A 26,502-nucleotide genomic window follows, 5' to 3' on the forward strand; every position below is an offset into this window, starting at 1 on the left:
CTCCTGAATTCACGCGGGATTGCGCTGGAACCCAGCATAAGCGGCCCCACTTAGCGCTCACTGAGCGGGCAGCACCTCGGCCACCGCCGCGCACACCAGGTCGACATCGGCGCTGGTCATGGCGACATGCAGCGGCAGGGTCACGGTCTCGCGCGCGATGCGCTCGGCGTGCGGGAACTGGCCATCGGTGTAGCCGAACCCGCGCCCGACGCTGGTCTGATGGCAGGCCTCATACGACATGCCGGTGCCGACGCCCCGGTCCTGCAAGGCGGCGCGGAAGCTCTGGCGCGTATGCCCGAAGCGCTCATACGGGATCAGCAGGTTGAACATATTCCAGCTCTGGCGCGCCACGCCGCGCGGCGGCGCCACCACGCCGGGCAGCGCCGGCAATTGCTGGAAATAGCGATCGGCCAGCGCCGCACGCTGTGCGAGAAACGCCGGCAGTTGCCGAAGCTGATGCAGCCCGATGATCGCCGATACGTCGGACATATTGAATTTGCCGGCGGCGACGGCGACGTCGCGGGTGTCGTCCGGCAGGCGGCGGATGCCGTGGAAGCGCAGCAGGTCCACCAGCGCGGCGTCGTCCTCGCTGGCGACGACGATGGCGCCGCCTTCGATCGAGGTCATGTTCTTGTTCGGGTGGAAGCTGAAGGTGGCGATGTCGCCGAAGCCGCCCACCGGCCGCTCGTTCCAGTACGACCCCTGCACCAGCGCGGCGTCCTCGATCACGCGCAACCGGTGGCGCCGGGCCAGCGCGTACAGCGCATCCAGGTCGCCGAGCGCGCCGGGGAAGTGGGTCGGCATGATCGCCCTGGTGCGCGGCGTGATGGCCGCCTCGACCTGCGCCAGGTCGATGGCGCGCGTGTGCAGGTCGCAATCGACGAACACCGGCGTGGCGCCGACCTTGACGATCATGTTCATCGCCGAAAAGAAGCTCTGGGCCGAAGTGATCACCTCGTCGCCGGCGCCGATGCCGCACACCTGCAAGGCGATCTCGATGGCGCCGGTGGCCGAGGTCACGACCCGCGTCGGCCGGCCGCCGAAGCTGTGCGACAAGGCCTGCTCGAACGCCGTCACATGCGGGCCGGTGGCGAGCCAGTTGGAACGCAGCACGCCGGCCACGGCCTGGATGGTGTCTTCGTCGAGTTGAGGTTGGGCGAATTTGATCATAAGTGACTGCTACCGGAAAAATAATACAGGATGAACAGGCCGAAGCCGATGCGATACCAGGCGAAGCCGGCGAAGGTGTGGTTGGTGATGAAGCGGATCAGCGCCCGGATGGCGAAGAAGGCGCTGACGAAGGCGGCGATGAAACCCACCGCGAATATGCCGGCGTCGTCCATGCTGAGCGTGGCGCGCACCTTGTACAGGCTGTACAACGACGCCGCGCCCAGCGTCGGTATGCCGAGGAAGAACGAGAACTCGGTCGCGGTCTTGCGCGACAGGCCGACGAACAGTCCGCCGATGATGGTGGCGCCGGAACGCGACGTCCCCGGCAGCAGCGCCAGGCACTGCAGCAAACCGACCTTGACCGAGTCGCGCAGCGACATGTTGTCGACGTCGTGCACGCGCGCGGTGTGCTGCAGCCGTTCGACATACAGGATCACCAGCCCGCCGACGATGAAGGCGATCGCCACCGGGACCGGGGCGAACAGATAAGTCTTGATGGCCTTGCCGAACAGCAGTCCCAGTATCGCGGCGGGAACGAAGGCGGCGGACAAACCCAGCAGCAGGCGCCGTTGCGGGCCGCCGCGCGCGGCGCCGACCAGGGTCCCGCCTATCCTGGCGCGGTATTCCCAGACCACGGCCAGCATCGCGCCAAGCTGGATGAAGATTTCATAAATGTCGCGCTTTTCCTTGTCGAGGAAATTGAGCAATTCGCCGGCGATGATCAGATGGCCGGTACTGGAGATCGGCAGGAATTCGGTGACTCCCTCGACCACACCCATGACGATCGAGCTTAGCAACAGCGGTATATCCATGTGACTCCCTGAAAGATCGCGCCACGGCCGGGCACAAGCGTCACGATCATAGCGACGGCAGGGTTAAGTCAGCATTAAAGCCGGCCGAGGGCGATTTCGCGGCTCGGAGTAAAATAACGGTATTTTCAACCAGACAACGGGCATGCAAGCGCCATGAAGACCATCCGCCGCCAATTGTTGCTTGGCCTGCTAGGCGCCACGCTGCTGTGCGTGCTGGTGGCCGGCTATTCGCTGTACCGCTCGCTGCGCCACGAAACCAACGAAGTGGCCGATCTCCAGCTGCGCCAGCTCGCGGTGGCGTTGCCCGACGAATTCGCCCCCGACACCGCCTTGCCCGCCGCCGAAGACCCGGAAGAGGAATTCGTGCTGCAGGCGTGGGATGACGCCGGCCTGCCGGTGCCGATGTCGCTGTCGACCGGCGCGCAGCAGTTGCCGCGCTATCCCTTGAACGGCTTCAGGACCGTCACCTGGAACGGCCAGCACTGGCGCTTGTACGGCCAGACCCGGCACGGCCGCTATGTCCAGGTGGCGCAGCTGATGTCGGTGCGCGACATGCTGGCGGCCCACATGGCGCTGCGCGCCGGCGCGCCGCTGCTGGCGCTGGCGGCGGTGTTGTCGCTGCTGATCGTGGCCGTGGTGGGACGCGCGCTGAAGCCGCTGGACCGGCTGGCGCAGGCGGTGGCCGGACGCTCGGCGGAGACGTTGACCCCTCTGGTCGCCGACGACATGCCGCCCGAGCTGCGGCCGGTGGTGCTGGCCTTGAACGGCTTGATGCGCAAGTTCGACGAGGCGCTGACCGCGCAGCGCACCTTTGTCGCCGACGCCGCCCACGAGCTGCGCTCGCCGCTGACCGCGCTGAAACTGCAATTGCAGCTGGTCGAGCGCGCCGGCAGCGATGAAGCCCGGGCGGTCGCCGTGGCCAAGCTGCACGAGCGGCTGGACCGCAGCACCCATCTGGTGCGTCAGTTGCTGAGCCTGGCCCGGCACGAGGCCGCGCCGCCGCAGGAGCGTCTGCACCAGGTCAACCTGGGGCAGATGCTGGAGGCGGCGGTGGCCGACCATTCGGCGCTGGCCGACAGCCGGGGCATCGATCTGGGCGTCGACGCGCCGGCGCACGTGATGGTGCAGGCCGATCCCGACGGCTTGCAGGTGCTGCTGAATAACCTGGTCGACAACGCGCTGCGCTACACCCAGCAGGGCGGCCGGGTCGACCTGCAGTCGGCCTACGAGCAGGGCCGGCCGCTGCTGCGGGTCAGCGACAATGGTCCCGGCGTCGCGGCGCAGCACCGGGCGCGCCTGTTCGACCGCTTTTTCCGTCCCGACGGCCAGCAGGCCTGGGGTTGCGGCCTCGGTTTGTCGATCGTGCGCAACATCGCCGACAACCATCGCGCCGAGATCAGCCTGGCCGACACCGAGGCTGGACGCGGTCTCAGTGTGACGGTGCTGTTTCCACCGGAAGCCGCGCCGGACGCCGCCCCAGCCGGTCGAACCAGAGAAACAGCACCGGCGTGATGAACAGCGTGATCAGCTGCGAGAACAGCAGGCCGCCGACGATGGCGATGCCCAGCGGCTGGCGCAGTTCGGCGCCGGCGCCGAGGCCGAGCGCGATCGGCAACGCGCCCATGATGGCGCACAACGTGGTCATCATGATCGGGCGGAAGCGCAACAGGCAGGCCTGACGCACCGCGTCCTGCGGCGCCAGGCCGCCGCGCTGCGCCTCCAGCGCGAAGTCGATGATCATGATGGCGTTCTTCTTGACCACGCCGACCAGCAGCAAAATCCCGATCATGGCGATGAAGCTCAATTCCAGTCCCGCCAGCCGTAGCGCCAGCAGCGCGCCGACCGCCGCCGACGGCACCCCCAGCAGGATGGTGACCGGGTGGATCCAGCTCTCGTACAGCATGCCGAGAATGACGTAGATCGCCGCGATGGCGATCGCGATCAGCCACAGTTGGCTGTTCTGCGATTGCTGGAACAGCGCCGCCGCGCCGGCGTAGGCGCCGAAGATGGAGGAGGGCAGGCCGATGCGCTGCTGGGCGTCGGCGATGGCGGCGGTGGCGTCGGACATCGACTTGCCGGCCGCCAGGTCGAACGAGATCGTCACCGCCGGCAGCTGGCCCTGGTGGTTGACCGCCATCGTGCCGCGCGCGCGGCTGACGGTGCTGAAGGCGCTGAACGGCACCAGGTTGCCGGCGGCGTTGCGCACCTGGATCCTGGCCAGGCTGGCCTCGTCGCGGCGGAACTGGTCGGCCAGCTCCATGATGACCTGGTAGCTGTCCTCCGGCGCGTAGATGGTCGAGACCTGGCGCGTGCCGTAGGCGGCGTACAGCGTGTTGCGCACGCTGGCCATGTCGACGCCCATGGTGGCGGCCTGCTCGCGGTCGACCTCGATGCGCGCGTCGAGGCCGTCGTACTGGGCGTCGCTGTTCAGGCCGACCAGCACGTCGCCTTTTTTCAGTTCGGCGATCAGCTTGGCCGACCACAGGTTCAGGTCGCCGGGGCTGACCGACTGCAGCGTGTACTGGTAGGTGCTCTTCGAGCCGCGTCCGCCGATCTTCAGGTTCTGCACCGGGCTGTAGAACACCTGGATGTTGGGCAGGAAGGCGGTGGACTTGCGCAGGCCGGCCAGCACCGCCGGCATGGCCGGGCGCAGCGCCGCGTCCTTCAGGGTGATGTAGAACGAGGTGGTGTCGTGGTCGACCTTGGCCACCACGTCGGTGACGTTGGCGTCGGCCATGATCGCCTGTTGCAGCAGCTTCAGCACCGCCAGCCGGCCTTCGTACGACATGTCCTGCGCCGCCTCGACGTTGGCTGAGATCTGGCCGGTGTCCTCCTGCGGAAAGAAGCCCTTGGGGGCGCTGGTGTACAGCCACGCGGTCAGGCCGAAGGTGGCCAGCGCCGCCAGCAGCACCGGCGTGTGGCGCGCCAGCGCCCACTCCAGCGCACGCGCGTACAGGTCCAGCACGCGCTGGAAACCGGCCTCGAAGGCGCGGCTCCAGGCCGGGGCGGGGCGGTGCAGCTGCGCCACCTTGATGAACTTCGGCACCAGCACCGGGATCAGCGTCAGCGAGGCGGCCGCCGACACCGCGATCGCCAGCGCCACCACCACCGCGAATTCATGGAACAGCAGGCCGATCGTGCCCGGCATGAAGAAGATCGGGATGAACACCGCCACCAGCGACACCGAGATCGAGACCACGGTGAACGCCACCTCGCCGGCGCCGCGCACCGCCGCGTCGTACGGCGCCATGCCTTCTTCGATGTAGCGCATGATGTTTTCCAGCACCACGATGGCGTCGTCCACCACCAGCCCGACCGCGATGGTTAGACCCATCAGCGAGATATTGTCCAGGCTGAGATTGAGCGCGAACATCAGGCCGAAGGTGCCCAGCAAGGACACCGGCAGGCTGATCGCCGGGATCAGCGTCGCCGCCAGCTGGCGCAGGAACAGCAGGATCACCAGCACCACCAGCGCGATGGTCAGCAGCATGGTCAGGTTGACGTCGTGGATGGCGTTGCGGATCGAGGTCGAGCGGTCGTTCAGCAGCTGGATGCGCACCGAGCCGGGCATCTGGCTGGCCAGGCGCGGCAGCATGGCGCGGATGGCGTCGATGGTGGCGACGGTGTTGGCGCCCGGTTGCCGCTGCACCTGCAGCAGGATCGCGTCCTTGCCGTTGATGGAGCTGGTGTTCTGGGTGTTCTCGATGCTGTCGAGCACGGTGGCGAAGTCGGTCAGGCGGATGTTGCGGCCGTTGCGCGCGGCCACGATCAGCGCGGCGAAGTCGTTCGCCTTCATCAGGCCGGGCGGCATCTTCAGCGTCATCATCTGGCGGCTGCTGTCGAACTGGCCCAGCGGCGCGTTGGAGTTGGCGGCCTTCAGCGCCGCGCTGACCTCGTCCAGCGTCAGGTTCAGCGCGGCCAGGCGGTCGGGATCGACTTCGATGCGCACCGAGTAGCGCTTCTGACCGTTGACCGTTACCTGCGCCACGCCGCTCAACGTCGACAGCGCGGGCACGATCAGGTTGTCCGAGTAGCCGTTCAACTCGGTCAGCTTGAGCGACGGCGAGTCGAGGCCGATCAGCAGCACCGGCGCGTCGGCCGGGTTGACCTTGCGGTAGGACGGCGGCGTCGTCATTTCGGTCGGCAGCGTGCGGGTGGCGCGGTACAGCGCGGCCTGGACGTCGCCGGCGGCGGCGTCGATATTGCGGCTCGGGTCGAATTCCAACGTGATCTGGGTCTCGCCCTGGATGCTGCTGGAGGTGGTCGACAGCAGGCCGGGGATGGCGGTGAATTGTTTTTCCAGCGGCGTCGCCACCGAGGTCGACATGGTGTCCGGGCTGGCGCCGGACAGCTTGGCGGTGACCTGGATGGTGGGTGTGTCGTAATTGGGCAGCGCGGCCAGCGGCAGTTGCAGCCAGCAGGCGGCGCCGCCGACGATGATGGTCAGCCAGGCCAGCAGCGTGGCGATCGGACGGCGCAGGCAGAAGGCGGCGATGTTCATGGCGTCACCCCGGCCGGCCTGGCGGCGCTGCTTGCGGTGGCCGTGCTGGTCGCATTGGCCGGCGCAGCGACGCGGATCGGATCGCCGTCGCGCAGATTGGCGCCGCCTTCCAGCACCACGCTGGCGCCGCCGGCAATGCCGGTGACCACCGCCTGGCCGCCCTGGACGCGCAGCAGCGTCACCGCTTGCCGCGTCGCCTTGCCGCCGGCGCCGAGGTAGACGAAGCGGCCTTGCGGCCCCTCCAGCAGCGCTTGCGGCGGCAGCACCACCGCGTCCTTGTCCAGCCCCGCCAGCACGGTGATGCGGGCGTAGGCGCCCGGCCACAAGGTCCGGTTCCGATTGGGCACGGTCGCCTTCAGCGCGATGGTACCGGTGTCGCTGTTGACGATGTTGTTGATGAAACTGAGCTCCCCGGCGATGGGCGCGCCGTCCGGCCCGTCGATGTACACCTTGACCGGCCCGCCCTGGCGCGCGCGCAGGATCGCCTGCAAGTCCTGCTGCGGCAAGTTGAACTCGACGCCGATCGGCGTGAATTGCGCCAGCGTCACCAGGGGCGCGGTGGCGCTGGTCTGGGCCAGGCTGCCCGGATGCACCGCCACCGCGCCGCTGGTGGCGTCGAACGGCGCCACGATGCGGGTGTGGCTTACGGCCAGCCGCGCGCTTTCGATATCGGCCTGCGCCGCCTTGAGTTGGGCCTTCAGCGCATCGACCTTGCTGGATGCCGTGTCGGCCGCGCTGGAAGTAATGAAGTTGGACTTGACCAGCGTGGTGGCGCGGCCGAAATCGCGGTTGGCGTCGACCAGCTGCGCCTGGGTCTGGGCCGCCAGCGCCTTCGCCCGTTGCAGCGCCGCGTTGGCGTCGGCGCCGTCCAGCGTGAACAGCAGCTGGCCGGCCTTGACCTCGTCGCCCTCCTTGAAGTGGATGGCGGTGATGGTGGCGGTCAGCTGCGGTCGCACGTCGACGATGTTGAGCGCGACCAGGTGACCCTGCGCGCTCAGTTCCAGCGGCAGATCCTGGCGCCGCGCCTCGGTCAGGCTGACCAGGGCGATCTTGGCCGGCTTGGGCGCGTCGGCCGGCGCGCTGCGCAAGCTGAACGCCAAAGCGGCGCCGGCGCAGGCCAGCGGGATCAGGAACAATATTGTTTTTTTCAGAGGAGGCATGGGAAGGCGGGACAGCGTTGATGTGCAGCGGATGCTATCGGGCTTTGCATTAACCCCGCATTAAACGCGGACTGAAATTTCGCCGCGCGCGGCGTTAATGGTGGCTTAATGAAGCCCGTTCTACACTGCGATTCGGAAAATGGCCGTAGAGGATAGCCGTGCGCATACTGTTGATAGAAGACGATCCGATGATCGGCGAAAGCATGGAGGAAGCCTTGCGCGGCGAGTGCTACGCGGTGGACTGGGTGCGCGACGGCGTCGCGGCCGAGCTGTCGATCCGGCACGGCATCTACGATCTGCTGTTGCTCGATCTCGGCCTGCCCAAGCGACAGGGCATGGACGTGTTGCGCCGCCATCGGGCGCAGGGCGGCAACACGCCGGTGCTGATCGTCACGGCTCGCGACGCCACCGCATCGCGGGTCGAAGGACTGGACGCCGGCGCCGACGATTATCTGATCAAACCCTTCAACGTCGACGAACTGCTGGCGCGCGTGCGCGCGGTGCTGCGCCGGCGCGGCAGCCATACCAACTCGGTGGTCACGCACCGCGGACTGACCATCGACCTGGCCGCGCACGAGGCCAGCCTCGACGGCGCGCCACTGACCTTGTCCGCGCGCGAGTTCGCGCTGCTGCGGGCGCTGCTGGAAAATCCCGGCAGCGTGGTGTCGAAGATGCAGCTGGAGGACAAGGTGTACGGCTGGGGCCAGGAAATCGAGAGCAACGCCATCGATGTCTACATCCACCATCTGCGCAAGAAGCTGGGCACGGATTTCATCAAGAATGTGCGCGGCGTCGGCTACAAGCTGGCAAGCGTCGTATGAAATCGATCCGCGCGCGCTTGTTGATCGGCCTGCTGTCCGGCACCTTGTTGTGCACGCTGGTCGCCACCTTCATGTTGTATCGCCTGGCCGACCACGAGGCGGACGAGCAGTCCGACCTGCGCCTGTTGCAGGTGGCGTGGGCCTTGCCGTTGCAGATGTCGGACGCGGTGCGGATCCCGGTGGAGCCGGACTTCGACGACGTGGTGCTGGCGCAGGTCTGGAATCGCGACGGCGCCAGGATCTATGTGTCCGAACCGTCGCACGCCTTGCCGCGTCAGGAGGCCACCGGCTACCGCACCATCGCGGCCCGGGGCGAACGCTGGCGCGTGTATGCGGAAGTGCGCGCCGGCTATTTCGTCCAGGTGGCGCAGCCGATCGCGGTGCGCAAGCGGGTCGCGGCGCATATGGCGTTGCGGGTGATGCCGCCGTTGCTGCTGCTGTTGCCGGCGCTGGCGGTGATGATCTGGGTGGTGGTCGGCGCCGCCTTGCGTCCGCTGGAGCGGCTGGCGCAGGCGGTGCGCGGGCGTTCGGCCAGCGCCTTGCAACCGCTCGACACCGACGGCCTGCCGCCGGAACTGATGCCGATCGCCGCATCGCTCAACAGCCTGTTGATCAAGATCGACAGCGCCATGTCGGCCCAGCGCAACTTCGTCGCCGACGCGGCGCATGAGCTGCGCTCGCCGCTGACGGCGCTCAAGCTGCAATTGCAATTGGCCGAACGCGCCGGCGACGAAGCGGCGCGCGCGGAATCGTTCCGCAAGCTGCACGAGCGTCTCGACCGCTCGACCCATCTGGTGCAGCAGTTGCTGACGCTGGCCCGGCACGAGCAGACCCAGGCGCCACCGCCGCGCCTGCCGTGCGACCTGCTGGCGCTGGCGCAGACGGTGGTGTCGGATCACGCCATCCACGCCGAAACCAAGGGCATCGACCTCGGCATCGCCGAGGACGCGTCCAGCCTGGTGGCCCAGGTGCACGTCGAAGGCTTCAAGGTCATGCTGAGCAATCTGGTCGACAACGCGCTGCGCTACACGCAAGCGGGCGGGCAGGTCGATGTGGCGGTCGCACGCGAACACGGCCGGGCGTGCCTGCGGGTCAGCGACAACGGCCCCGGGGTGCCGCCGGCCGAGCGCGCACGTCTGTTCGACCGCTTCTACCGGCCGGACGGCAACGCGCTGTGGGGCTGCGGGCTGGGGATGTCGATCGTCAAAAACGTGGTCGACGGCCATGGGGCCGAGATCGAATTGTCGAGCAACGCCAGCGGCGTGGGTCTCGTTGTGACGGTGCGCCTGCCGGCGGCCGCTTAATCCAAGGGAGTGATATGCAGGAATTTTTTGCGTTGGCGTCGGCGTGGGCGCTGCATCTGGACGTGCATCTGGCGGAGCTGGTGGCCGCGCACGGCGCCTAGGTGTACCTGATCCTGTTCGCGGTGATTTTCATCGAGACCGGGGTCGTGGTCATGCCTTTCCTGCCGGGCGACTCGCTGTTGTTCGTCGCCGGCGCGCTGGCCGCCAAGGGTTTGTTCGACCCGTGGTATCTGCTGGTGTTGCTGTTCATTGCTGCCGCCAGCGGCGACGCGCTCAATTTCGCCGTCGGCAGCGTGGTCCGGCGCCGGGCGGTCGATGCCAGCCGCATCAAATTCATCAAGCCCGAGCATCTGCGCCGCACCCATGAATTCTTCGACCGCCATGGCGGCAAGACCGTCATCCTGGCGCGGTTCGTGCCGATCGTGCGCACGCTGGCGCCGTTCGTGGCCGCGCTGGGCGCCATGCCGCCGCGTATCTTCTTCCTCTACAACGTCGTCGGCGCCGCGCTGTGGGTCGGCTCGCTGCTGCTGGCCGGTTACGTGTTCGGCGCGATTCCGTGGGTGAACAACAACCTGACGGCGGTAGTGCTGGGGATGGTGGTGCTGTCGGTGTTGCCTGCGGCGTTTTCTTTCCGCAAGAACTGATCGCCCGGCCGGGACCGGGCGATCGGCGTCACGCCTTCTTAGAAGTTGGCGTGCAGGCTGACGCGGTAGGCGCGCGGCGAGCCAGGGGTGATGTTGTTGTCACCGTTCGCATACTGGTAGTACTTCTTGTCGGTCAGGTTTTCCACATTGACCTGCAGCTTGTAGTTGGCGTTGACGGTGTAGAACAGCGCCGCGTCCACGCGCGTGTAGCTCGGCAGCACCACGGTGTTGCTGGTCGAGGCGAACATGTCGGAACGGCGGCTCACGCCCAGACCCGCGCCGAACTGCGGCAGGAAGTCGTAGCGGTTCCACAGCGAGATGGTGTTCTTCGGCACCATGCCGACGATGGCGCCGTTGAGCGCGGTGGCCGACGCGGTGGCCAGCAGCTTGGCGTCCTGGTGGGCGTAGCCGCCGTTGATGCTCCAGGCGCTGGTGAGCTTGCCGTTGATGCCCAGTTCCACGCCGTTGGTGCGCTGGCCGTCGACCAAGCGGTCGGCGATGCCGGTGACCGGGTTGGTCACGGCGACGTTGTTGCGCTTGAGGCGATACACCGCCAAGGTCGCCAGCAGGTCCGGATTGATCTCCAGCTTGCCGCCGATTTCGTAGTTGATGAACTTCTCCGGCTTCAAGCCCTGGTTGATGCTGTTCAAGCTGCTTAACTGATCGCCGCCGCGCGGGAACGACGCCACGCTGTAGTTGGCGTACAAGGTCGCGGCCGGCGCCGGCTTGAACACCAGGCCGAGTCGCGGCGAGACCAGGTTGTCGTCGCTGGAGAAGTCGGCCGGACCGGCCGGCAGCGCGCGCACGCCGCCGGCGACGTTGTTGTGGTAGTCGAGCTTGAAGCTGTCGTAGCGCAGGCCGGCGATCAGTTGCCATTGCGGGCTCAGCTCGATCTGGTCCTGGATGTAGACGCCGGCGATCTTGGCGCTGCTGTTGCCGTCGCGGTCGGCCGAGCTGCCGCCGAGGATGTAGTTGACCGGCAGCGTGCCGTCCGGGCTGGCCAGCGGCACGTTGACGCTGGCGGCGTTGCCGGCGAACAGGCCGGTCATGCGCAGGTAATCGGTGTCCTGCTTGCCAAGTTCCAGGCCGGTCAGGATCTTGTGCTTGATGGCGCCGGTTTGCAGGTCGAAGGTCAGGTCGGTCTGGTTGAACAGGTTCTTGCGCCACTGATGGTTGTTGTAGGCCGAGATCGGCACCAGATTGGTTCTGGTGTTGAGCGCGCCGGCGTTGTAGTTCTGGTAGAACTTGTCGTAGTCGGTGTAGCGGGTCTTGTTCGACAGGTGCATGCCGTTGCCGAAGTCGAAGTCGATCAGGCTGCTGAGCGCGTCCGAGTTGAGGCGGGTGGGGCGGGTATCCGGGTTGGCGTCGCCGAAGAAGGTGTCGACCGGCAGGTCCAGCGGACGGCCGTTGAGCGACGGCACGCCGCGATCGGTGGCGCGCTTGTCCTCGAAGTGTTCATAGCCCAGCACGATGCGGGTATCGCGGTTGGGGCGGATCGCCACGGTCGGGTTGATGCCGTAGCGTTTCAGCGTCGCATTGCGCTGATAGCCTTCGGAATCCTCGACCAGGCCGGTGACGCGCAGCGCCACGGTGTCGCTGATGGCCTGGCCGACATCGACCGTCAGGCGGCGTTTCTGCTGGCTGCCGAGGGTCAGGTCGGCGGCGCGCACCGGCGCGTCGAAGTTGGCCTGCTTGGTGGCGCGGTTGATCACGCCGCCCGAGCCGCCGCGACCGAAGATCATCGCATTCGGGCCGGTCAGCGCCTCGACCTGCTCGACGTTGTACAGATCGCGGTAATACTCGACGTCGTCGCGCACGCCGTCGATGTAGAAGTCGCCGGAAGCGCTGGCGCTGCCGCGGAAGATCGGCGAATCGCGGTTGCCCTCGCCGTTGGCCATGCCGATGCCCGGCACATAGCGCACCACGTCGGCCATGCTCTGCATGCTGAGGTCCTTGATCAGCGCCTGGTTGATGATGGTGACGGTCTGCGGCAGGTCGCGGATGGCGGTATCGGTCTTAGTGCCGGCGGTGGTGCGCTTGACCAGATAGGCGTCGGCGTCGCTGTGGCCGGTGACGGTGACGCTCGGCAGCGTGGCGTCGGTTTTCTGTTCGGCTTCGGCGGCGTGGGCCAGGGCGCCGGTGGTGGCGGCGCCGGCGAAGGCCAGGCGCAGCATCAAATTCAGCGGGGACAGGCGTGGGCGTGACGTGTGTTGCATGTGTTTTCCAATCGCAAATATAAATGAGAACGAATCGCATTTTTATTTGCATTGAGGCCGGGCCGCAACGAAAAACATTTATTTTTTGATTACGTCGCTTTGCCGCAACCGCTTAATGATCGGTTAATGCTTGGTTCATTATGATCCGCCGGTTGCGCGGCAATCCGCAGCGGAGCGCCGCATCAGATCTCTACCCGAGGCACATGGAAAAAGCTCAGTTATTCCCTTATCAGGCCCCCCGGCACAACGACGCCTATGTGTTTGCGCAGTTGCGCAAGCTGGGGATGCGGCCGACCAGCGCCCGCGTCTGCGTATTGCAGGTGATGCACCAGCACCCGGACGAACCGCTGGCGGCCGAGCAGATCTTCCAGCATTTCGTCGAAATCGGATTGAGCGTCAGCCTGGGAACGATCTACCGCGTGCTGAACGAGATGGAGCACAGCGGGCTGTTGCAGCGCGAGCGGCGCGCTGACGAAGCCACTGCGAAGTCGCGCTACCGGCTGGCGCCGGAGGTGTTGCCACCGTCATCCTACGCGTTTTGTTGCCGCGTGTGTGCGAAGGTGATGGTGGTGGCGGACAAGCAGTTCAGCGAAACGCTGTACCAGCAAGCCCGCAGCGCCGGCTTCGACCGCATGCTGCCGCAGATGTCGATCCAGGTGGTCTGCAACGACTGCGCATAATCCGGGGTCAGAGCTAAAAACTGGACACGGGCTCTACCGTAGCGGTCGCTACGGTAGAGCCCGTGTCCAGTTTTTAGCTCTGACCCCGGAGTTTTCAGGCGTCGGGCGATGGGCCGCCTGGTGCGCCGGGGCCGCCCGGGCCGCCGGGACCACGGCCTGGACCGAAGCGCGGTGGCTCGTCCTTCGATTCGCCCGAGCTGGAGGCGCCGCCGAAGCGGTACGACAGGCCGACGTACAACACGCGGCCGTCGAAGCGCCGGGTGCTGGTCTCGCGCAGCGTGCTGCTGTTGACCACCGTCTCCATCTTGTTGGTGTTGAACAGGTCGGTGACGTTGGCCACCAGGCTCAACTGCGGCGTCACCGTGTGGCGCCAGCTCATGTTGAAGGTGTGGTTCGGCGAGCGGTAACCCTGGCCCGACAGGGTCTTGCCCATCATTTGCAACGCCATCTGGATCTGGTTGGCGGCGTTGTACTGGTAGTTCAGGCGCGCTCGGCCGCTCAGCGAGTTGGCGGTGCGCGTGACCAGCGCGCCGGTGCTGTCCTGCGTGGTCTGCTCGCTGCGCGCCAGATTGCCGCTGGTGTTCAGGGTCAGCGACGGCGTCAGCTTGCCGCTGACCGTGAATTCCAGCCCGCTCGAATGGCTGCCTTCGCCGTTCTGCTTGGTTGTCAGCAGCACGTTGTTGCCGATGAAGGTGCGGTAGTCGACGATGGCGTCGGTGTCGCGCCGGTAGTAGCCGCGCAGATTGGTCTCCAGCCCGTACATCTTGGTCTCGTAGCCCACTTCGAACGAGTCGGTCTTGGTCGGCTTCAGGTTGGGATTGCCCGACGAGACGTTGAATTCGTCGCGGTACGTCACGTACGGATTCAGGTCGTTGGCGTTCGGACGGCGGATCCGGCGCGCGTAGGCGAAGCGCATGTTCGCCGTTTCGGTCGCCTTGTAGGTGGCGAAGAAACTCGGTATATAGTTTATATAGTTGTTCTTGGCTTCGACGTTGCCGGTGATCTGGTGGATGTCCATGTCGGTGTACTCGGCGCGCAGGCCGGCCAGCGCGCCCCAGCGGTCGTTCAGGCGCATCTGGTAGCTGCCGTACAGCGCCAGCGTGGTTTCCTCCAGCTCGTAGCTGTTGGTGCGGCCCATGTTGACGCGCGCGGCGCCGGTCACGGTGTCGATGTCGGTGTACAGCGTGTCGAAACTGCTGGTGTTGGTGGCGGCCTTGTAGCCGGCCTTCAGCGAGCCGCCCGCCAGCGGTCGTTCGTAGTCGCCGGTGAAGTCGACGATGTGCACGCTGTTGTTGCTGTGCTGGTTGGCGCGGGTGTCGGGCTGGGTGTCGCCGAGGTAGTCGTTGGCGTAGGCGCTGTCGCTGTCGTTCTCCGACGCCGACACGCGCAGGTCGATCTTCAGCGTTTCGCCCGGCAGCTCGCCCTTGTGGTCGTAGCGGCCGCCCCAGCCGAAGTTCTTGCTGTCGCCGCTGCGCGCGGTGGTGCGCACGTAGTCGCTGGCCGGGATCAGCGCGGTGGCGCCGTTCAGGTAGTGGTCGGTCGAGCGCTGGTCGTTGCCCCGGCTGCTGTAATTGGCGCTGCCGGTCAGCGTGTCGGTGGTGCCGAGGTTGTAGCTGACGGTGCCGTTCACGCCGGCCATGTCGTTCAGCCCTCGGCTGACCGACGACTGGCTGCTCGGCACGAAGGCGCCGGTGGCCGGGTCGAGCCGCTCGCGCGTGACTTCGGCGGTCGAGTTGCGGCCGTCGTGGCGTACGTTGGCGCTGCCCTGGAAGCCCCACGGGCCTTCGTTGTAGGTGCCGTTGACGGCGCTGTTGTAGCGGCCGGCCGTACCGGCGTTGCCGTTGACGGTGGCGAAGCCGCCCGGCTTGCGGTTGCGCCGCATCACCAGGTTCAGGATCGGGCCGCCGCCGGCTTCGTTGCCGAACTGCGCGCCGGGATTGTTGATCACTTCCACCGATTCGATGTCGTCGGCGGCCATCGCCTGCAGCGCGGCGCCGCGGTTTTCGCCTTGCAGCATGGCCGACGGCTTGCCGTCCACCAGGATCTGCACGTTGCTGCTGCCGCGCAGCGTCACCGAACCGTCCGGATCGACCGCGACCGACGGCACGTTGTTGAGGGCGTCGGCGGCGGTGCCGTTGGTGCTGGAGACGTCCGACTTCACATCGTAGACCTGGCGGTCGATGCGGTTGGTCGGGCGTTCGCCGGCGACCGTGACGGATGGCGTGGTGGGGGGTTCTGCAACTGGCTGGGCTTTTGTGACCGGCTTTTTATCGCTGGTCGCCTTGCTGGCGGTATCGGTTTGGGCCAAAGTGTCTGGAGGAGCTAACAGCAGGGCGCCGCCGGTGAGGCAGCAGGTCATCAATAGCTTTTGCATGGTTGGGGGCAGGTGGTCTCTAAAATAGCTTGAATGTTGCTATTTTACCTGTTCGCCAACGGAAACTTTTTTGATTTACGACCTTTTACGAGTGTGTCGCGATTGTTGCTGCACTGTTAATGCCATGTAGCGTCATCTTTGTGTACGGACACAAACGCTCGGTGTTGCGCACCAATTCCTCGGCCGTGGCCTTGGGCAGGCTGGGCAGGTGGATTCTAACGTCGGCGCTGAGCAAAAACAAGCCGTCCATCGGATCGCGCGCGAAGGTCACCGCGACCTCGACCGCCGAGCCGGCCACCGACAGCCCGTCGCGCGCCGCCAGCAGACTCATGGCGCCGTGGAAGCAGGCGGCGTAGCCGGCGGCGAACAGCTGTTCCGGATTGGTGCCGCCGCCGTCGCCGCCGAGCTCCGGCGGCAGCCGCAGTTGCAGGTCGAGGTTGCCATCGTCCGAGCGCGCGACACCGGAGGCGCGCGCGTGTCCGGTCGCGCCGCCGGTCACGCGGACCCGGGCGGTGTACAGCGGCAGCACCTCCGGCCCGACATATTTGTCGAGCAGGGTCACCGGTGGCGGCGTGAGTGGTTTCATAGCTTCTCCGGGCGCGGACCGGCCGCGCCGTTGCGCAAATTAGCGGTTCAACCAGCTGTCGATGTGGATCGCGCCCAGGCGTTCCTTGCCGCTGACCGGCACCAGCGTGGTTTCCTTCAGCTCGGCGCCGAAGTAGCGCGCGTGCTCATCGGCCACGACCTTGCGCGGGTCCTTGATCGAGACCAGGTATTTCTGCACCAGGTCCGACAGGCGCATGCGGTCCGGGCCGGCGATCTCGACGATGCCGTTGACCGGCGCGGCCAGCGTGATGTCGGCCATGGCGGCGGCCACGTCGTCCGACGAGATCGGCTGTATCAGCGCCGGCGACAGGTGCACGTCCTCGCCGGCGGTGGCCGAGGCCGCGATGCCGCCGAGGAATTCGAAGAACTGCGTCGAGTGCACGATGGTGTAGGGCATGCCGGATGCGCGGATCAGCTTTTCCTGCGCGATCTTGCCGCGGAAGTAGCCGCTCTCGGACAGCAGGTCGGTGCCGACCACCGACAGCGCGACGTGGTGCTTGACGCCGGCTTCGGCTTCGGCCGCCAGCAGGTTGGTGCCGGATTTGGTGAAGAATTCCAGCACCGCGTCGTCGGCGAACGACGGCGAGTTGGCGACGTCGACCACGATGTCGGTGCCGGCCAGCACCTCGGCCAGGCCTTCGCCGGTCAGCGTATTGACGCCCGACGCCGGCGAGGCGGCGATCACTTCATGGCCACGCTGCTTCAGCAGGGCGACGGTCTTGCTGCCGATGAGTCCAGTACCGCCGATGATTACGATTTTCATGATGCTCTCCAGTTGCACCGCGAGGGATGCGGTATGAGATTCAGTGTAGGCCGGTGCGCCGCGCGGCGGTAGGTCCGTGGCGGGATTTACACTGGTGCACGCCAGGCACCAATGGCGGCGCTGCGCCTTGGTTGTTGATTGACAGTCAATGATATTAATGAAAGAATTCCCCGGCAATGTCCAATAAACAGCATATCCCGCCCAACTCCCTGACGCAGCAGCGCCTGGTGCTGTTTGTCGCCTTTCCCGGCATGTGCATGCTGGACATGGCCGGACCGCAGACGGTGTTCTGGAGCGCCTGCCGCTGGCTGGCCGAGCGCGGCTCCCCTGAATATATCCGCCACACGGTCAGCCTGGAGGGCGGGCTGGTGCAGACGCTCGAAGGCGTGCCGATGCACACCCGGCCGCTGTCCGACTTCGCCGGCCAGGAAATCGACACCATCATCGTGCCCGGCTCGCCGCACATCGAACAGGTGATCGAGCACTCCGGCCTGCTGATCGCGTGGCTGCGCGAAGCGTCGAAGCACGCGCGGCGCACCGCGTCCGTCTGCAGCGGCGCGTTCATGCTGGCCCAGGCTGGACTGCTGGACAACAAGCGCGCCGCCACCCACTGGGCGATGTCGGACCGGCTGGAACAGGTGCATCCCTCGGTGACCACCGACCGCGACGCGATCTTCGTCCAGCAGGGCAATGTCTGGACCTCGGCCGGCGTCACCGCCGGCATCGACCTGTCGATGGCGCTGGTGGAGGCCGATTGCGGCCGGCAACTGGCGTTGCAGGTGGCGCGCGAGCTGGTGGTGTTCGTCAAGCGGCCCGGCGGACAGGCGCAGTTCAGCAGCCTGTTGCAGGCGCAGGTGCAGGACGGCGCGGCCTTCGACGACCTGCATCTGTGGATCACCGACCATCTCGGCAGCGACGGCCTGACGGTGGATGCGCTGGCGGCGCGGGTCAGCATGAGCCCGCGCAACTTCGCCCGCGTCTACAAGGAAAAGACCGGACGCACACCGGCCAAGGCGGTGGAGATTTTCCGGCTGGAAGCGGCGCGCCGTCTGCTGGAGGAATCCGACAAGCATATCGACCAGGTGGCGCGCCAGTGCGGCTTCGGCGACGAGGACCGCATGCGCCTCACCTTCCAGCGCAACCTCGGCATCTCTCCTTCGGAATACCGCAATCGCTTCTCCTCGCCAAGCTTGGGCACGCTAGAATAAGCACCTTACTCTTCAAGGAGCGGCACATGGCCAGCGGCGTTGCACACATCGGCAAGGACACCTATCACACCACGATCGAAGTCGGCGGCCACGCGCTGGTCGGCGACGAGCCGCCGCGCAACGGCGGCGCCGACAGCGGGCCGGCGCCGTATGATTTCCTGCTGGCCGGCCTGGGCGCGTGCACCGCGATCACGCTGCGCATGTACGCCGACCGCAAGCAGTGGCCGCTGGACGCGGTCGACGTGGCGATGCACCTGGCGCCCGACGCCGACGGCGGCCTGCAGGTCAAGCGCACGCTGACCTTGCACGGCGAGGTGGACCAAGCGCAGAAAGCGCGCCTGGCCGAGATCGCCGAGAAGACGCCGGTGACGCTGACGCTGAAGGGCGGCCTGAAGATCGTCACCACGGTCGACGCCGGCTAAGCCTGGCGATTGGTGCCGAACGGGCACCACTGTAAGGCCTGTCACAGGCCTACCGCACTGAAGCGTGTTTACCTAAACTTGGTTCTGTATTGCGAACAGTCGCAACCGGAATTCCCAGCCGCACTGGGGGCACACCAAGGAGGTCATCATGACGCAACGTTTCAATTACCAGGCCGAATCGCCGGAACTGTTCAAGAAGCTCATCGAGTTCAACACCGCGTTCAAGGGCAGCACCATCGAGGAATCGATCCGCGACCTGGTGTCGATCCGCGCCTCGCAGCTGAACGGCTGCGGCTTCTGCCTCGACATGCACATCAAGCAAGCCACCATCCACGGCGAGCGTCCGCTGCGCCTGCACCACCTGGCCTCGTGGCGCGAATCGACGCTGTTCGCGCCGCGCGAACGCGCCGCGCTGGCGTGGACCGAAGTGCTGACCAAGCTGCCGGAGCAGGGCGTGCCGGAGGACATCTACGACCGCGTGCGCGGCCAGCTGTCGGAAAAGGAAGTTTCGGACCTGAGCTTCGCCGTGGCGTCGATCAACGCGTGGAATCGCGTCAACATCGCGGCCAAGTTCGTGCCCGGTTCGTTCGACAAGCCGTTCGGCCTCGACAAAGCCAACTTGGCCTGAGGGGAACACGATGATCCGAATCAAGACCCTGCTGGCCGCCGCCGCACTGGCGACGGCGCAGCTGGCGACCGCCGCGACCGCCACCGATCCGGTGGTGGCCGCGCTGCTGTCGAAAGACCTGGCCAACGTGCCGGGCAAGGAAGTGCTGATGCTGACCGTCGTGTATCCACCCGGCGGCTTCGATCCGGTGCATCGCCACGACGCGCACGGGTTCATCTACGTGCTGGAGGGCTCGATCGTGATGGGCGTCAAGGGCGGCAAGGAAGTCACGCTGAAGCCGGGCCAGACTTTCTATGAAGGCCCGGACGACCTGCACACCGTCGGCCGCAACGCCAGCAAGACCAAGCCGGCCAAGTTCCTGGTGTTCCTGCTCAAGGACAAGGGCAAAGAGCCGGTGATCCTGGTCAACCCGGAGTAACAGCGATGCCAGTTTCCCACCGCACGATCCAGGTGTATCTGCAGCATTCCTGTCCCATCATGCGTGCGGGATTGCACGCCGTGCTGTCCGGGCAGGATGACTTCTCCGTACTGAACGATCCGCATCGGTGCGCGCCGCAAGGCGGCGCCTGCGTGATCGTCACCGACTACGAAGGCGGCCTGCGCGCGGCGCGCGAAGCGCCGCCGCGCCACACCGGCCAGCTGACCCGGCTGCTGGTGCTGACCACGCAGGACAAGGAATGGGAAATCCGTCACGCCATCGAACACGGCGTGCACGGCTACCTGCTGCAAGGCTGCGACGCCGCCGAACTGGTCGACGGCGTGCGCATGCTGAGCCGTGGCAACCGCTATCTATGCGAGACCGCGCACCGCAACGTGGCCGGCTCGTTCGAGCGCGACGTGCTGACGCCGCGCGAAACCGATGTGTTGCGGGTGTTGGCGCGCGGCAGCTCGGACAAGCTGATCGCGCGCGAACTCGGCATCACCGCCGGCACCGTCAAGTCGCACATGAAACAGTTGCTGCACAAGCTGGGCGCCACCGCGCGCACCCACGCCGTGGTGGTGGCGATGGAGCGCGGTTTGCTGGTCGATCAATAATAAACTCCGGATGACGCCGAAGCGACAGCAGGGCAGATCCGCGCTTATCGCGGCTGGACCTTGAGCGCCGGCGGACCGGGGCGCAACGCCGGCGCGTCGGTCCGCAGCTGGCGCTCCAGCACCAGGTGCTGCGCCGGGTTGTTGATGGTCACGCCCAGCTGGTCGAACTTCTCCATGGCGGCCAGCAGGATGGCTTGTTGCGCATCCATGTAGCTTGCGTAGGATGAGTTGAGGATGTAGAACACCAGCTCGAATTCCAGCGCCTCCTGGCTGACCGCTTTCAAGTGCACGCGCTCGAAACGCACGTCCTGCTGCTGCTCGATGATGGCTTTCAATTCGCCCGGAATGCTCGCCGCCAGCGCGGCCGGCGTGGACGGATTGACCCGCAGCGAAAACTGCACGCGGCGCGTGGTCATGCGCTTGTAGTTGCGTACCACGTTCTTCAGCAGGTCGGCGTTGGAGATCACGATCTGCTCGCCGCTGTCGGCGCGGATGCGGGTGGTCTTCAGGCCGACATGCTCGACCGTGCCGGAGGTGTTGAGCACGGCGATGGCGTCACCGACCTCGAACGGTTTGTCGACCGCGATCGACAACGAGGCGAACAGGTCGCCGAGGATATTCTGCACCGCCAGCGCGATCGCGATGCCGCCGATGCCCAGGCTGGCGACGAAGGTGGTGACGTTGATGCCGAAATTCGACAGCACCGCCAGGAAAAAGATCACCCACAACAAGGCTTTGACGCCCATGCTGACCAGCGTGTTGGCGACGGTCGACGGCGCGTCGTCGTCGTCGAGCGGCTGCTGGAAGTAGCGCCGCGTGCCGATGGTGACCGCGCGGTCCAGGTACAGCAGCAGTTGCAGCCCCAGCACGACGAACGACAGGTGTTGCACCCGCTGGTCCCACGGCGGCGCCAGGTCCAGCAACGAGACGCCGATCAGCAGCGAAATCAGGATCACCGCGACATTGCTGGTGCGCGCCAGCGTCCCCTTGAGCAGTTCCGACAGCGGCTTGCCGCCCTGGCCGCGCTCGGCCATGCGGCACAGCGCCTTCCTCAGCAACACCACGCCGCCGTGGATGGCGACGAAGCTGATCACGCTCGCGCCGATGGCCAGCAGCCAGTCCTCGCTGCTGACGCCGACCAGCGGCGTATAGAACTTTTGAATATCCATGGTCGCCTCTTTCGATTCAGATAGCCGCCAGCCTACCCGCAGTTGCGGCTGCGCTCGCACACTTTTCCGCAACGCATCATGTGGCGGCGAGCGGGCGTTAGTTGACGTACATACCGATTTTCGGCCGCTGGCTAATCTGGCGTCAGTGCGGTGCTCATCCGCTGAACCAAGGAATGGATATGGCAAGCCCGCAAACCAAACAGAAAAAACAAATCGCCACCGTGCTGCGCCAGGTGTTCGGCATGGAGGAACTGCGCGACGGCCAGCGGCTGGTCATCGAAAGCGTGCTGGCCGGCCAGGATACGCTGGCCGTGATGCCGACCGGTAGCGGCAAGTCGCTGTGCTATCAGCTGCCGGCCTGTCTGCTGGACGGCGTGACGGTGGTGGTGTCGCCGCTGATTTCGCTGATGAAGGATCAGGCGGAGAAGCTGGAGGAGGCCGGCATCGCCAGCGCCGCGCAAATGAACAGCAGCCTGTCGCGCAGCGACGAGCAGGCGGCGCTGGAGGCCATCGAGCGCGCCGACACCGACATCATTTTTTGCACGCCGGAGCGGCTGGTGACGGCCGAGTTTCTGGCGCTGCTCAAGCAGAGCAGGATCGCGCTGGTGGTGATCGACGAGGCGCACTGCATCTCGCAGTGGGGCCACGATTTCCGCCCGGCCTACCTCGAGATCGGCGCCGCGCTCGATGCGCTGGGCAAGCCGCCGTTGCTGGCCCTGACCGCCACCGCGACCGACGAAGTGATCGCCGATATCCGCAGCCAGCTGGGACGCTCGCGCATGGCGGTGGTCAACACCGGCATCTATCGCCCGAACCTGCATTACCGCGTCAAGCAGGTGACCAACCCAGATGAAAAATACGCGGCCGCGCTGCAACTGGTGCGCGACAGCGAAGGTGTCGGCATCATCTACTCGGCGACCGTCAAGGCGGCCGAGGAAGTGCACCAGCTGCTGCTGGACGCCGGCGAAAGCGTCACGCTGTACCACGGCAAGCTGAAGGCGTCGGAGCGCAGCGAGAACCAGAACCTGTTCATGAGCGGCGAGCGCCGCGTGATGGTGGCGACCAACGCCTTCGGCATGGGCATCGACAAGAGCGATACCCGGTTCGTCATCCACCTGCAGGTGCCGGCCAACCTGGAGGCTTATTATCAGGAGTCCGGCCGTGCCGGGCGCGATGGCCTCGACGCCGAATGCACGCTGCTGTACTACCACGCCGACAAGCGCCTGCAACAATACTTCCTGATCAAGCACTACCCGTCGGCCGACGAGCTGCGCGCCGTTTATGACGCCGCCGTGGCGCTGGGTCAGCGTTCGTTCACCGAGACCGAGCTGAAATCGCTGGTGGAGCAGATGCCGGCCAGCCAGCTGAAGATCTGCCTGAAGATGCTCAAGGACGGCAAGCTGCTGAAGCGCGACCGCAAGCTGGCCTACGCGCTGGCGCCGGCCGATCCGAAGGCCGAGCAGTTCGAGCGCATGGCGCAAGTCTACGTCGACAAGCATGAACGCGACCGCGACGGCCTGGAACAGATAGTGTCCTACGCGCAGAGCGGCTACTGCCGGTGGAAGCTGTTGCTGGACTACTTCGGCGACAGCCCGCCCGGCTTCGAACACTGCTGCCGCTGCGACAACTGCCTGTCGCCGCCGTCGATTCAGGAAAGCCCGCCGCCGCTGGAGCAGATCACGCCCGCGCCCTCGCCGGAACTGGCGCTGGATCTGGATCGCGCCGACGGATACACGCAAACGCCAGCGCTGCCGCCAACAGCAGCCATCCACTCGATATCCCCATCGCCAGCCGAATTCCGCTGAGGATGTCGGCGTTGGCGCCGCCCGCCACCAGCGCGCCGAACACCGCCACGCCGACCGCGCCGCCGACCTGGCGCGCGGTGTTCAGCACCGCCGACGCGGTGCCGGCCTGGCGCTTCTCGACGCCGGACAGGATCGATGTGGTCATCGCCGGCACGCCGAGGCCCATGCCGGCCGGGATCAGCGCCAGGCCGGGCAGCATCTGCATGAAGGTGGCGTCGTTGGAAATGCCGATCCAGCCCAGCAGCGCATAGCCCGAGGCGCCGATCAAGCCGCCCAGGATCATCGGCGTGCGCGGCCCGGTGCGCGCCTGCATCCAGCCGCTGGCGATGTTGGCGAAGATGAAGGTGCCGGTCAGCGGCAGGAACACCAGCCCGGCGTGCAGCACGCTGAAGCCGCGCACCTTTTGCAGATAAAAGCTCAACACGAAGATCACCCCGTAGTACGAGAAATTCATCAATACGCCGAACAGCACCGCGCCGGAGAAGGGCGCGCTGCGGAACAGGCCGAGCGGCAGCATCGGCGACTTGCTGTTCGCCTCGACCCAGACGAACACCCCGGCGGCGACGGCCGCCACCAGCATGCCGCCGCTGACCAGCCAGTGCTGCCAGCCCAGCGCCTCATACTCGATGACGGCGCCGATAAATCCCGTCAGCGTCACGATCGCCAACAGCTGGCCCTTGATATCCAGGCTGCGATGCGGATCGCGCCCGGCCGCCGCCGGCACCACGCGGCTGGTCAGCCAGAAGCCGGCGATGCAGATCGGGATGTTGACCCAGAAGATGCTGCGCCAGCCGGCCACCGACATCAGCAGCCCGCCCAGCACCGGCCCGGCCGCGATCGACAGGCCGCCGGACGCGGTCCACCAGGCGATGGCCTTGGCCAGCATCGCCTTGTCGTCGGCGTAGGTGGCGTTGAGGATGGCCAGTGAACTAGGCACCAGCAGCGCCGCGCCGATGCCCTGCACGGCGCGCGAGATGTTGAGCACCATCGCGGTCGGCGCCATGGCGCAGGCCAGCGAGGCGGCGGTGAACAGCGCGAAGCCGGTCATGAAGGTGCGGCGCGAGCCGAATTTATCGCCCAGCGCGCCGGCCGACAGCAGGAACACGGCAAAGCCGAGCGTGTAGGCGTCGACCACCCATTGCAGGTCGGTGACGCCGGCGCCCAGCTCGTGCCCGATCTGCGGCAGAGCGACGTTGACGATAGTGACGTCCAGCTGGACGATGATGAAGGCGAAGCTGCATGCGAGCAGGATGGCCAGGGAGGGAGCGGTATGGGTTTTCATGACCGTACTATAGAATCCTTTGACTATTTAAAAAAATGAATAATAATGAAGGAATCTATCTCTTTTTAAGAATCAAATCATGGAACTCTCCGCCCTGCGCATCTTTAAAGCCGTGGCCGAGGAGGGCAGCGTGACGCTGGCCGCCTCCCGCCTCAACCGCGTGCAGTCGAACGTCTCGGCGCGCCTGACCCAGCTGGAGGAATCGCTGGGCGTGACGCTGTTCCACCGCGCCAGCCGCAAGCTGCAGATCACCAGCGAGGGCGAACGGCTGCTGGCCTACGCCGACCGCCTGCTGCAACTGGCCGACGAGGCGCAGGCGGCGCTGCGCCCGGACCAGCAGCCGGCCGGCCAGTTGCGCATCGGCTCGATGGAGACGACGGCGGCGGCGCGCCTGCCGCAGGTGCTGGCCGCGTTCAACAGCATGTATCCGGCGGTCGACCTGGTGCTCGACACCGCGCCGACCGACCATCTGATCGACGGCGTATTGAAGCATCGGCTCGACCTGGCGCTGGTGGCCGGGCCGATCGAGCATCCGGAACTGGCGCAGCGCGTGGTGTTCAAGGAAGAGCTGGTGCTGATCACCAACCATGTGCACCCGCCGGTGTCGTCGCCCCGCGACCTGGAACGGCGTACCTTGCTGGCGTTCCGTAGCGGCTGTACCTACAGGCGCCGTCTGGAATCGTGGTTCGCCGAGGGCGATGTGGCGCCGGCGCGGGTGTCGGAGTTCGGCAGCTACGAGGCCATCCTCGGTTGTGTCGCCGCCGGCATGGGCGTGGCGATGATGCCGAGGGAGCTGGTCGAGCAGCGCAAGCTGGCGAAGACGGTGCGCCAGCATGCGCTGCCGCCGCATATCGCCAACGTCGAGACCATGCTGGTGTGGCGCAAGGACGTGCTGCACCATCCGGCGCGGACGGCGTTCGCTGAGAGTCTCGGCGCGGCGGCCAACTAGGAGCGCGGCAGCTTCTCCACCAGGAAGTCGACGAAGGTCCGCACCCGCAGGGACAAATGACGCGCGTGCGGATACAGCAGGATGAAGGGCCGCGACGTGCCGCCGTGCTGCGGCAGCAGTTCCACCAGGTCGCCGCGCGCCAGGTCCTGTTCGACGATGTAGCGGTAGGTCTGCACCAGGCCCGCGCCGCTGCGCGCCAGCGTGACGATGCCCAGCACGTCCTCGGCGCAGCACAAGCCGCCGGTGGTGGGCAGGTCGATCTGCGCGCCGTCGACCATGAAGGTCCACGGAATCTGCTTGCCGGTGCTGGGCAATTCGAACTGTATGCATTCGTGTTTGGCCAGATCTTCGATGTTCTTCGGCTTGCCGGCGCGCTTGAGGTAGGCGGGGGAGGCGACCAGCACCAGTTCCGCGTCCTCCAGCTTGCGCGCGATCAGGTTGGAATCGGCCGGCGAGCGGCCGCGTATCGCCAGGTCGTAGCCCTCGTCGGCGAAGTCGATGTTGCGGTTGCTGACGTGGATGTCCAGCGTCACCTCCGGATACAGCTTGCGGAACTCGCCCATCAGCGGCAACAGCCGATAGTGGGCGTACGGCGTCGGCGCGCTGATGCGCAGCGCGCCTGCCGGCCGGGATTGGCCGCCGGTCACTTCGCGCTCGGCCTCGGTCAACTGCGACAGCGCCTGTCGGCATTGCTGGAAATAGCGTTGGCCGCCGTCGGTCAGGCGGATCTGGCGCGTGGTGCGGACGAACAGGCGCACGCCCAGGCGTTCCTCCAGCCGCGCGATCGAACGGCTGACCGCCGCCGGCGTCACACTGGCCGCCTGCGCCGCCGCCGTGAAGCTGCCCAGCTCCGCCGCGAAACAGAACAACTCGATGCTGCCCAGGAGTACATCGTCGAAATAGCGCTTCATCTCAGCCTCATTAGTTACATGCTGTATGAATTATCTTGTATT

22 protein-coding genes and 1 pseudogene are annotated in these 26,502 nt (G+C 66.2%); 12 read left to right on the top strand and 11 right to left on the bottom strand.

Annotated features, from left to right (window positions below; translation table 11 throughout):
- Window positions 1-57: 57 nt before the first annotated feature.
- Together GW587_RS11115 and GW587_RS11120 are read right to left on the bottom strand one after the other, a co-directional pair.
- A complete protein-coding gene (locus tag GW587_RS11115) occupies window positions 58-1,170 on the bottom strand; it encodes a DegT/DnrJ/EryC1/StrS family aminotransferase (RefSeq protein WP_166102371.1) in 1,113 nt (370 codons plus the stop codon).
- On the bottom strand, window positions 1,167-1,982 hold the full coding sequence (locus tag GW587_RS11120) for an undecaprenyl-diphosphate phosphatase (RefSeq protein ID WP_166102374.1): 816 nt from the start codon (window positions 1,980-1,982) through the stop codon (window positions 1,167-1,169). The genes GW587_RS11115 and GW587_RS11120 overlap by 4 nt, the downstream gene beginning before the upstream one ends.
- 153 nt (window positions 1,983-2,135) lie before the next feature.
- Here GW587_RS11120 and GW587_RS11125 point away from each other — a divergent pair, with 153 nt between their 5' ends.
- A complete protein-coding gene (locus GW587_RS11125; RefSeq protein ID WP_166102376.1) occupies window positions 2,136-3,494 on the top strand; it encodes an ATP-binding protein in 1,359 nt (452 codons plus the stop codon).
- Here GW587_RS11125 and GW587_RS11130 read toward each other — a convergent pair.
- Both GW587_RS11130 and GW587_RS11135 read right to left on the bottom strand, forming a co-directional pair.
- A complete protein-coding gene (locus tag GW587_RS11130) occupies window positions 3,412-6,483 on the bottom strand; it encodes an efflux RND transporter permease subunit (RefSeq protein ID WP_166102379.1) in 3,072 nt (1,023 codons plus the stop codon). The genes GW587_RS11125 and GW587_RS11130 overlap by 83 nt on opposite strands.
- Complete coding sequence (locus tag GW587_RS11135; protein WP_166102382.1) at window positions 6,480-7,619, bottom strand: efflux RND transporter periplasmic adaptor subunit; 1,140 nt, start codon at window positions 7,617-7,619, stop codon at window positions 6,480-6,482. Before GW587_RS11135 ends, GW587_RS11130 begins: the two co-directional genes overlap by 4 nt.
- 182 nt (window positions 7,620-7,801) lie before the next feature.
- Between GW587_RS11135 and GW587_RS11140 the strand changes: the two genes are divergently transcribed.
- The 3 genes from GW587_RS11140 (at window position 7,802) to GW587_RS11150 (ending at window position 10,412) form a co-directional block, all read left to right on the top strand.
- Window positions 7,802-8,464: a response regulator gene (locus tag GW587_RS11140; RefSeq protein WP_166102384.1), complete on the top strand. Its 663-nt coding sequence runs from the start codon at window positions 7,802-7,804 to the stop codon at window positions 8,462-8,464.
- Window positions 8,461-9,768 (top strand): ATP-binding protein, encoded by a 1,308-nt coding sequence (locus GW587_RS11145; RefSeq protein ID WP_166102386.1) that lies wholly within the window; start codon window positions 8,461-8,463, stop codon window positions 9,766-9,768. Before GW587_RS11140 ends, GW587_RS11145 begins: the two co-directional genes overlap by 4 nt.
- Before the next feature lie 101 nt (window positions 9,769-9,869).
- The gene (locus GW587_RS11150) at window positions 9,870-10,412 is read left to right on the top strand and encodes a VTT domain-containing protein (protein ID WP_371875571.1); all 543 of its coding nucleotides are present in this window, start codon (window positions 9,870-9,872) and stop codon (window positions 10,410-10,412) included.
- Window positions 10,413-10,450: 38 nt separating this feature from the next.
- On the opposite strand, the gene GW587_RS11155 is transcribed toward GW587_RS11150, so the two are convergent.
- Window positions 10,451-12,628: a TonB-dependent receptor gene (locus GW587_RS11155; protein ID WP_166102388.1), complete on the bottom strand. Its 2,178-nt coding sequence runs from the start codon at window positions 12,626-12,628 to the stop codon at window positions 10,451-10,453.
- A gap of 203 nt (window positions 12,629-12,831) precedes the next feature.
- Between GW587_RS11155 and GW587_RS11160 the strand changes: the two genes are divergently transcribed.
- On the top strand, window positions 12,832-13,308 hold the full coding sequence (locus GW587_RS11160; protein WP_166102390.1) for a Fur family transcriptional regulator: 477 nt from the start codon (window positions 12,832-12,834) through the stop codon (window positions 13,306-13,308).
- Window positions 13,309-13,402: 94 nt separating this feature from the next.
- On the opposite strand, the gene GW587_RS11165 is transcribed toward GW587_RS11160, so the two are convergent.
- The 3 genes from GW587_RS11165 to GW587_RS11175 form a co-directional block, all read right to left on the bottom strand.
- Entirely contained in the window at window positions 13,403-15,682 is a 2,280-nt protein-coding gene (locus tag GW587_RS11165) for an outer membrane beta-barrel family protein (protein ID WP_166102391.1), read from the bottom strand.
- A gap of 85 nt (window positions 15,683-15,767) precedes the next feature.
- Complete coding sequence (locus GW587_RS11170) at window positions 15,768-16,268, bottom strand: Ohr family peroxiredoxin (protein ID WP_166102393.1); 501 nt, start codon at window positions 16,266-16,268, stop codon at window positions 15,768-15,770.
- Window positions 16,269-16,307: 39 nt separating this feature from the next.
- Entirely contained in the window at window positions 16,308-17,051 is a 744-nt protein-coding gene (locus GW587_RS11175; RefSeq protein ID WP_166102396.1) for an SDR family oxidoreductase, read from the bottom strand.
- Window positions 17,052-17,227: 176 nt separating this feature from the next.
- Between GW587_RS11175 and GW587_RS11180 the strand changes: the two genes are divergently transcribed.
- The 5 genes from GW587_RS11180 to GW587_RS11200 all read left to right on the top strand — a co-directional run bounded on the left by GW587_RS11180 (window position 17,228) and on the right by GW587_RS11200 (window position 20,344).
- Window positions 17,228-18,259, top strand: a complete 1,032-nt coding sequence (locus GW587_RS11180; protein WP_166102398.1) for a GlxA family transcriptional regulator — start codon at window positions 17,228-17,230, stop codon at window positions 18,257-18,259.
- A 26-nt stretch (window positions 18,260-18,285) separates the two neighbouring features.
- Window positions 18,286-18,681, top strand: a complete 396-nt coding sequence (locus tag GW587_RS11185; protein ID WP_166102435.1) for an OsmC family protein — start codon at window positions 18,286-18,288, stop codon at window positions 18,679-18,681.
- Between the two features lie 148 nt (window positions 18,682-18,829).
- Window positions 18,830-19,309 carry a carboxymuconolactone decarboxylase family protein gene (locus tag GW587_RS11190; protein WP_166102438.1) on the top strand — a complete coding sequence of 160 codons (480 nt, stop codon included), beginning with the start codon at window positions 18,830-18,832 and terminating at the stop codon, window positions 19,307-19,309.
- Between the two features lie 10 nt (window positions 19,310-19,319).
- Window positions 19,320-19,727 (top strand): cupin domain-containing protein, encoded by a 408-nt coding sequence (locus tag GW587_RS11195; RefSeq protein ID WP_166102441.1) that lies wholly within the window; start codon window positions 19,320-19,322, stop codon window positions 19,725-19,727.
- Between the two features lie 5 nt (window positions 19,728-19,732).
- Complete coding sequence (locus tag GW587_RS11200; protein WP_166102443.1) at window positions 19,733-20,344, top strand: LuxR C-terminal-related transcriptional regulator; 612 nt, start codon at window positions 19,733-19,735, stop codon at window positions 20,342-20,344.
- Window positions 20,345-20,388: 44 nt separating this feature from the next.
- Here GW587_RS11200 and GW587_RS11205 read toward each other — a convergent pair whose 3' ends face one another.
- A complete protein-coding gene (locus GW587_RS11205; protein WP_166102446.1) occupies window positions 20,389-21,513 on the bottom strand; it encodes a mechanosensitive ion channel family protein in 1,125 nt (374 codons plus the stop codon).
- 242 nt (window positions 21,514-21,755) lie between these two features.
- Between GW587_RS11205 and GW587_RS11210 the strand changes: the two are divergent.
- Window positions 21,756-23,135 (top strand): annotated as a pseudogene (locus GW587_RS11210) (RecQ family ATP-dependent DNA helicase); the annotation flags it as partial.
- 55 nt (window positions 23,136-23,190) lie between these two features.
- On the opposite strand, the gene GW587_RS11215 reads toward GW587_RS11210, so the two are convergent.
- Window positions 23,191-24,600: an MFS transporter gene (locus tag GW587_RS11215; protein WP_371875572.1), complete on the bottom strand. Its 1,410-nt coding sequence runs from the start codon at window positions 24,598-24,600 to the stop codon at window positions 23,191-23,193.
- A 79-nt stretch (window positions 24,601-24,679) separates the two neighbouring features.
- On the opposite strand from GW587_RS11215, the gene GW587_RS11220 reads away from it, so the two are divergent.
- A complete protein-coding gene (locus tag GW587_RS11220) occupies window positions 24,680-25,549 on the top strand; it encodes a LysR family transcriptional regulator (RefSeq protein WP_166102451.1) in 870 nt (289 codons plus the stop codon).
- Here GW587_RS11220 and GW587_RS11225 read toward each other — a convergent pair.
- Complete coding sequence (locus tag GW587_RS11225) at window positions 25,546-26,460, bottom strand: LysR family transcriptional regulator (RefSeq protein WP_166102454.1); 915 nt, start codon at window positions 26,458-26,460, stop codon at window positions 25,546-25,548. The two genes, GW587_RS11220 and GW587_RS11225, sit on opposite strands and share 4 nt — an antisense overlap.
- Between the last annotated feature and the right edge of the window lie 42 nt (window positions 26,461-26,502).

Source organism: Duganella aceris, from assembly GCF_011090165.1.
GTDB lineage: Bacteria > Pseudomonadota > Gammaproteobacteria > Burkholderiales > Burkholderiaceae_D > Rugamonas > Rugamonas aceris.